Source organism: Hydrogenivirga sp. (genome assembly GCF_056450045.1).
In genome coordinates this window covers 1-4,410 of sequence record NZ_JBWONM010000142.1, presented here as the reverse complement: position 1 = coordinate 4,410, position 4,410 = coordinate 1, and the positions used below count along the sequence as shown (strand labels likewise).

6 protein-coding genes are annotated in these 4,410 nt (G+C 52.2%); 4 read left to right on the top strand and 2 right to left on the bottom strand.

Features of this window, described 5'->3' with window-relative positions; genetic code table 11:
• Both AC1HCM_RS05945 and AC1HCM_RS05940 read left to right on the top strand, forming a co-directional pair.
• On the top strand, positions 1-294 hold a 294-nt coding region (locus tag AC1HCM_RS05945; RefSeq protein ID WP_479460852.1), incomplete at its 5' end, for a GNAT family N-acetyltransferase.
• Between the two features lie 9 nt (positions 295-303).
• Positions 304-639 (top strand): nicotinate phosphoribosyltransferase, encoded by a 336-nt coding sequence (locus AC1HCM_RS05940; RefSeq protein ID WP_479460851.1) that lies wholly within the window; start codon positions 304-306, stop codon positions 637-639.
• Here AC1HCM_RS05940 and AC1HCM_RS05935 read toward each other — a convergent pair.
• Positions 636-1,667, bottom strand: a complete 1,032-nt coding sequence (locus AC1HCM_RS05935) for a zinc-binding dehydrogenase (RefSeq protein ID WP_479460850.1) — start codon at positions 1,665-1,667, stop codon at positions 636-638. The genes AC1HCM_RS05940 and AC1HCM_RS05935 overlap by 4 nt on opposite strands.
• Positions 1,668-1,695: 28 nt before the next feature.
• Between AC1HCM_RS05935 and AC1HCM_RS05930 the strand changes: the two genes are divergently transcribed.
• Positions 1,696-3,420 carry a sensor domain-containing diguanylate cyclase gene (locus AC1HCM_RS05930; protein ID WP_479460849.1) on the top strand — a complete coding sequence of 575 codons (1,725 nt, stop codon included), beginning with the start codon at positions 1,696-1,698 and terminating at the stop codon, positions 3,418-3,420.
• Here AC1HCM_RS05930 and hpt read toward each other — a convergent pair.
• A complete protein-coding gene (gene hpt / locus AC1HCM_RS05925; protein ID WP_479460848.1) occupies positions 3,402-3,938 on the bottom strand; it encodes a hypoxanthine phosphoribosyltransferase in 537 nt (178 codons plus the stop codon). The genes AC1HCM_RS05930 and hpt overlap by 19 nt on opposite strands.
• Before the next feature lie 39 nt (positions 3,939-3,977).
• On the opposite strand from hpt, the gene dapA reads away from it, so the two are divergent.
• The coding region (dapA, locus tag AC1HCM_RS05920) for a 4-hydroxy-tetrahydrodipicolinate synthase (protein ID WP_479460847.1) at positions 3,978-4,410 on the top strand (433 nt) is incomplete at its 3' end.

The window sequence follows — 4,410 nt, the reverse complement described above, 5'->3', positions numbered from 1 at the left end:
CTGGAGGGCAGGGTGGTAGGGTACAGCATCCTCTGGCTTATAAAGGAGGAAGCCTTCCTGATGACCTTTGCCATAGACCCGGACTACAGGAACAGGGGTCTGGGCAGGTATCTCCTCTCCGAGATAGTAAACCTCCTGAGCGGTAAGGCTACGACCCTGCAGCTTGATGTCAGGAAGTCAAACCTGCCCGCTATAAACCTCTACAGGTCCATGGGCTTTGAGATAGTCCGTGAGAGACCTAAGTTCTACTCAGACGGAGAAACGGCACTCCAGATGGAACTCAAGCTGGTATAATCCATTGCCATGAAGGTCTCTGAGTACGTAAAGGGTGGTCTGAAGAACTTTACCACCGAGGAAGAGGTACCGGGTAAGTCCGGAAGCCACGCCGAAGGCGTCCATAGGGTAACCGTCTATATAAGGGAAGAGAAGGGAAGGGTGGTTGACTGCAAGTTTAACGCAACCAAGCGGTGCAAGAAGCTCCTTGCCGTGACAGACTACGCCTGTGAGAGGCTGAAGGAGACGGGTAAGCCCCCAACAGAGGAGGAGATACTCTCCTTCTTCTCCGAGGAAAAGGAGAAGGATAAGATGAAGAACAGGATAGGTATAGCCCTATCAGCAATAAGGAAGGCTCTATCCTAATCCACCTTCAGGACAACCTTACCGAAGTGCCTTGACTCCTCAAGGTACCTGTGAGCCTTAGGAGCCTCCCTTAACTCAAAGACCCTGTCAACAACGGGCTTTAGCAAACCCCTCTCAAAGAGCTCACTTATCTTAAAAAGGTCCGCCCTGCTTCCCATGTAAACCCCCTGGAGGGCTATCTCCCTGACGAATATGTACCTTATGTCTATCCTTGCCTCGCTTCCCGTGGTCGTTCCGAAGAAGACGAGCCTGCCGCCCCTCCTGAGGACTCCTATGCTCTTCTCAAAGGTAGCGCTACCGACGTGGTCCATGACCAGGTCAACACCTTCTCTGAAGACCTCCCTGACCCTCTTCACAACGTCTTCCTTGTAATGGTCTATCACGAGGTCTGCCCCGAGCTCTCTGCACCTTCTTGCCTTCTCCTCACTTCCCGCCGTTGCTATCACGAAGGCACCGAACATCTTCGCGACCTGAATTCCAGCCACGCCCACTCCCGAAGAACCACCCCATATAAGGACCCTCGTATGGGGTTTCAACTCCCCCTTCTTGACGAGGGCGTTCCATACGGTTAGGAAGGTCAAGGGGAAGCTCGCAGCCTCAACGAAGCTCAGGTTCTTAGGCTTTCTTATAACGTTCCTTGCTGGCACGCTGACGTACTCAGCATAACCTCCCCTGCTTTTTAGCCCGAGTATATCGTACTCCCTGCAGTGGTTGTCCCTTCCCGACTGGCACTCGTAACACACCCCACAGGACAGGCCGGGGGCTACGATAACCTCCTCCCCTTCCTCAACATTCCTGACGAGCTTTCCAACCTTCTCCACAACCCCGCTCACGTCAGAGCCGAGGATATGGGGGAGTTCGGGCTTTACAGCCAAGGCTCCCATCCTAACCCATATGTCAAGGTGATTCAGTGCCACAGCCTTCACCCTGATCAGAACTTCGTCCTCCCTTGGTTCGGGCTTTGGAAAGTCCTCAACAAACCTCAGGTTTTCGGGACCACCGAAGTTTTCCAGAACTACCGCTTTCATCCTGAGACCTCCGGTTTAAATTAAGGGAATGAAGGTTCATAACCTATTGTACAAGAAGGAGGGAGACCTAAAGAGGTTCGTTGAGAAAAAAGGGATAGAGGACAGCGATGCTGTTCTAGTTCAGGTATTTACAGGCATAAACGATGAGCCCTTTATAAGGAAGCTCCAAAGGGAGCTTAGAAGTTGCTTCAGAGATGCGGGCGTTATAGGTACAACCACCGGCGGTGAGATATTCAACGGAAGGCTCCTTGAACACTCCACCGTTATCTCCATATCGGTCTTTGAGAGCTCAAGGGTTAGGGTAGCCTCTTCCTCTGAGGGAGATTCCTATAGGCTGGGGAAGGAGCTTGCCGATATCCTCTATAAAGAGGACGCTAAGGTCATGGTATCTTTCGCTGACGGGCTCAACTCCGATGGAGACTCCATAGTAGAGGGCTTTAACGGCGTGTGTCCCGAAGTTCCCCTGGCGGGAGGTCTGGCTGGAGATATGTTCACCTTTTCTGGGACTTACATCTTTACTCAGGATTTCCTCTCTAAGAGAGGAGGGGTGTGTGCCTGCGTGTACGGTGATGAGCTCTCCGTTCAGACCTTCTACAACTTAGCCTGGATTCCCCTCGGAAAGGAGATGAGGGTAACAAGGGCTGAGGGCAACAGGGTTTACGAGATTGAGGGCAAACCCGCCGTTGAGATATACAAGGAGTATCTCGGGGAGGATGCTGAGGAGCTGCTTCCCCACGTGGCTATTGAGTTCCCCCTTGTCCTTGAGAGGGACGGCGTGCTTATGGCACGGGCATGTTTGGGTATAGATGAGAGCGGTGCTATGAGGTATGAGGGGGAGATAAGGGAGGGTGAGAGGGTGAGGTTCAGTATATGGGACACGAAGGCTATGGTTGAGGGAGCTGACAGAGCTCTGGAGCTTCTTAAGGATGTTCCCGTTGAGGGCATGTTTGCATACACCTGCGCGGCAAAAAGCTACCTCATGGGAAAGGGCTCTGAGGCTGAAACCGTTTACCTTCAAGGCATTGCACCGGTGGCAGGCTTTATGACCTACGGAGAGTTCTTCTCCGAAGGAGATAAGAAGTCCTTCTTCAACTACACCCTAACGCTGCTTTCTTTGTCCGAGAGCAGGGTTAAGAGGAAGCCTTCAGAGATAAGGGTGGACAGGGGCTCCGATAGGGAGGCTGTCAGGTTTAGAGCCCTCGTGTCTTTGGTGAACTCAATAACTAAGGAGCTGAAGGAGGCTAACAGGGTCCTTGAGGAGCTCGCCGCAAAGGACAGCCTGACGGGGGTCCTCAACAGGAGACGTATGCAGGAGCTTGTGGAGGAAGAGGTGTACAAGGCAAAGAGGTACGGCTTACCCCTTACCCTGATGATGATTGACATTGATAACTTCAAGAAGATAAACGACACCTACGGACACTGCACAGGAGATATGGTCCTCAAGAAGTTCTCTGAGTTCCTTACTAAGAACCTGAGGAAGTCGGATGTGGTGGCACGTTGGGGCGGGGAAGAGTTCCTTATCCTCATGCCGGGGCTTTCTCTTGAGGAGGGGCTACAGGTGGCTGAGAAGATAAGAAGAGGTATGGAGGAGCTTAGGGTTGAGAGGGTACGGACAACCGTCAGCATAGGCTTGGTTCAGCTCTCTGAGGATGATGAGCCCGATAGGCTGATAAACAGGGCTGACAGGGCAATGTACATAGCTAAGGAGCGAGGAAAGAACAGAGTTTTCGTATATCAATCTTCAACCGCATAGACACCCGGAAGGTTCCTGCCCAGCTCACCCCAGTCAAGACCGTAGCCAACGAGGAACTTGTCGGGAACTTCAAAGCCGACGAAGTCCGCTCCAAACTCAACCTTTCTCCTCTCCTTCTTGTCCAAGAAGACGCAGGTTTTCAGCTTCTTGGGGTTCTTCAGGCTCAGAAACTCATGTATCTCCTTCAGGGTCAGACCCGTGTCAAGGATGTCGTCAACAAGGAGAACACTCTTTCCCTCTATGTCCGTATCAATATCCTTCACTATCCTTATGTTCCCAGAGCTCTCCATACTGTCCCCGTAGCTTGATACCCAGAGGAAGTCCACCCTCAGAGGGAGGTCAATGCACCTTATGAGGTCTGCCATGAAGACGAAGGCTCCCTTGAGAAGCCCGATCACAACGAAGTCCTCATCTCCCCTGAACTCCTCTCCTATCTCCCTCCCGAGCTCTCTCACCCTTCTGTCTATATCATCCTCCTTTATCAGGAGGGTGAGCCTCTTTCCCCTTATCTCCTTCATCAGCTTCTATTTTACCGAATTCGGGTTAAAATTATTCCCATGTTTGAAGGTTCAATAGTTGCCCTCATAACACCCTACAAGGAAGGCGAAGTTGACTACGAGTCCCTCGGCAAGCTCATAGACTTCCACGTTGACAACGGAACCGACGCAGTGCTGGTATGCGGTACGACGGGAGAGTCCCCCACGCTTACTTTTGAGGAACACGACAGGGTCGTTGAGTTTGCGGTAAAGCACGCTGATGGAAGGATAAAGGTCATAGCGGGAACTGGAGCGAACGCAACCCATGAAGCTGTCCACCTTACCGCCCACGCCAAGGAGGTGGGTGCGGACGGAGCCCTCCTTGTGGTTCCCTACTACAACAAGCCTACTCAGGAGGGTCTTTACAGGCACTTCGCCACCGTTGCGGAGGAGGTTGATATACCGATCCTTATCTACAACATACCTTCCCGGACGGGAGTTGAGATAGCTGTTG

Coding starts and splice junctions, on each gene's coding strand:
- AC1HCM_RS05940 (WP_479460851.1), top strand. CDS start 304: ATGAAGGTCTCTGAGTACGTAAAGGGTGGTCTGAAGAACTTTACCACC.
- AC1HCM_RS05935 (WP_479460850.1), bottom strand. CDS start 1,667: ATGAAAGCGGTAGTTCTGGAAAACTTCGGTGGTCCCGAAAACCTGAGG.
- AC1HCM_RS05930 (WP_479460849.1), top strand. CDS start 1,696: ATGAAGGTTCATAACCTATTGTACAAGAAGGAGGGAGACCTAAAGAGG.
- hpt (WP_479460848.1), bottom strand. CDS start 3,938: ATGAAGGAGATAAGGGGAAAGAGGCTCACCCTCCTGATAAAGGAGGAT.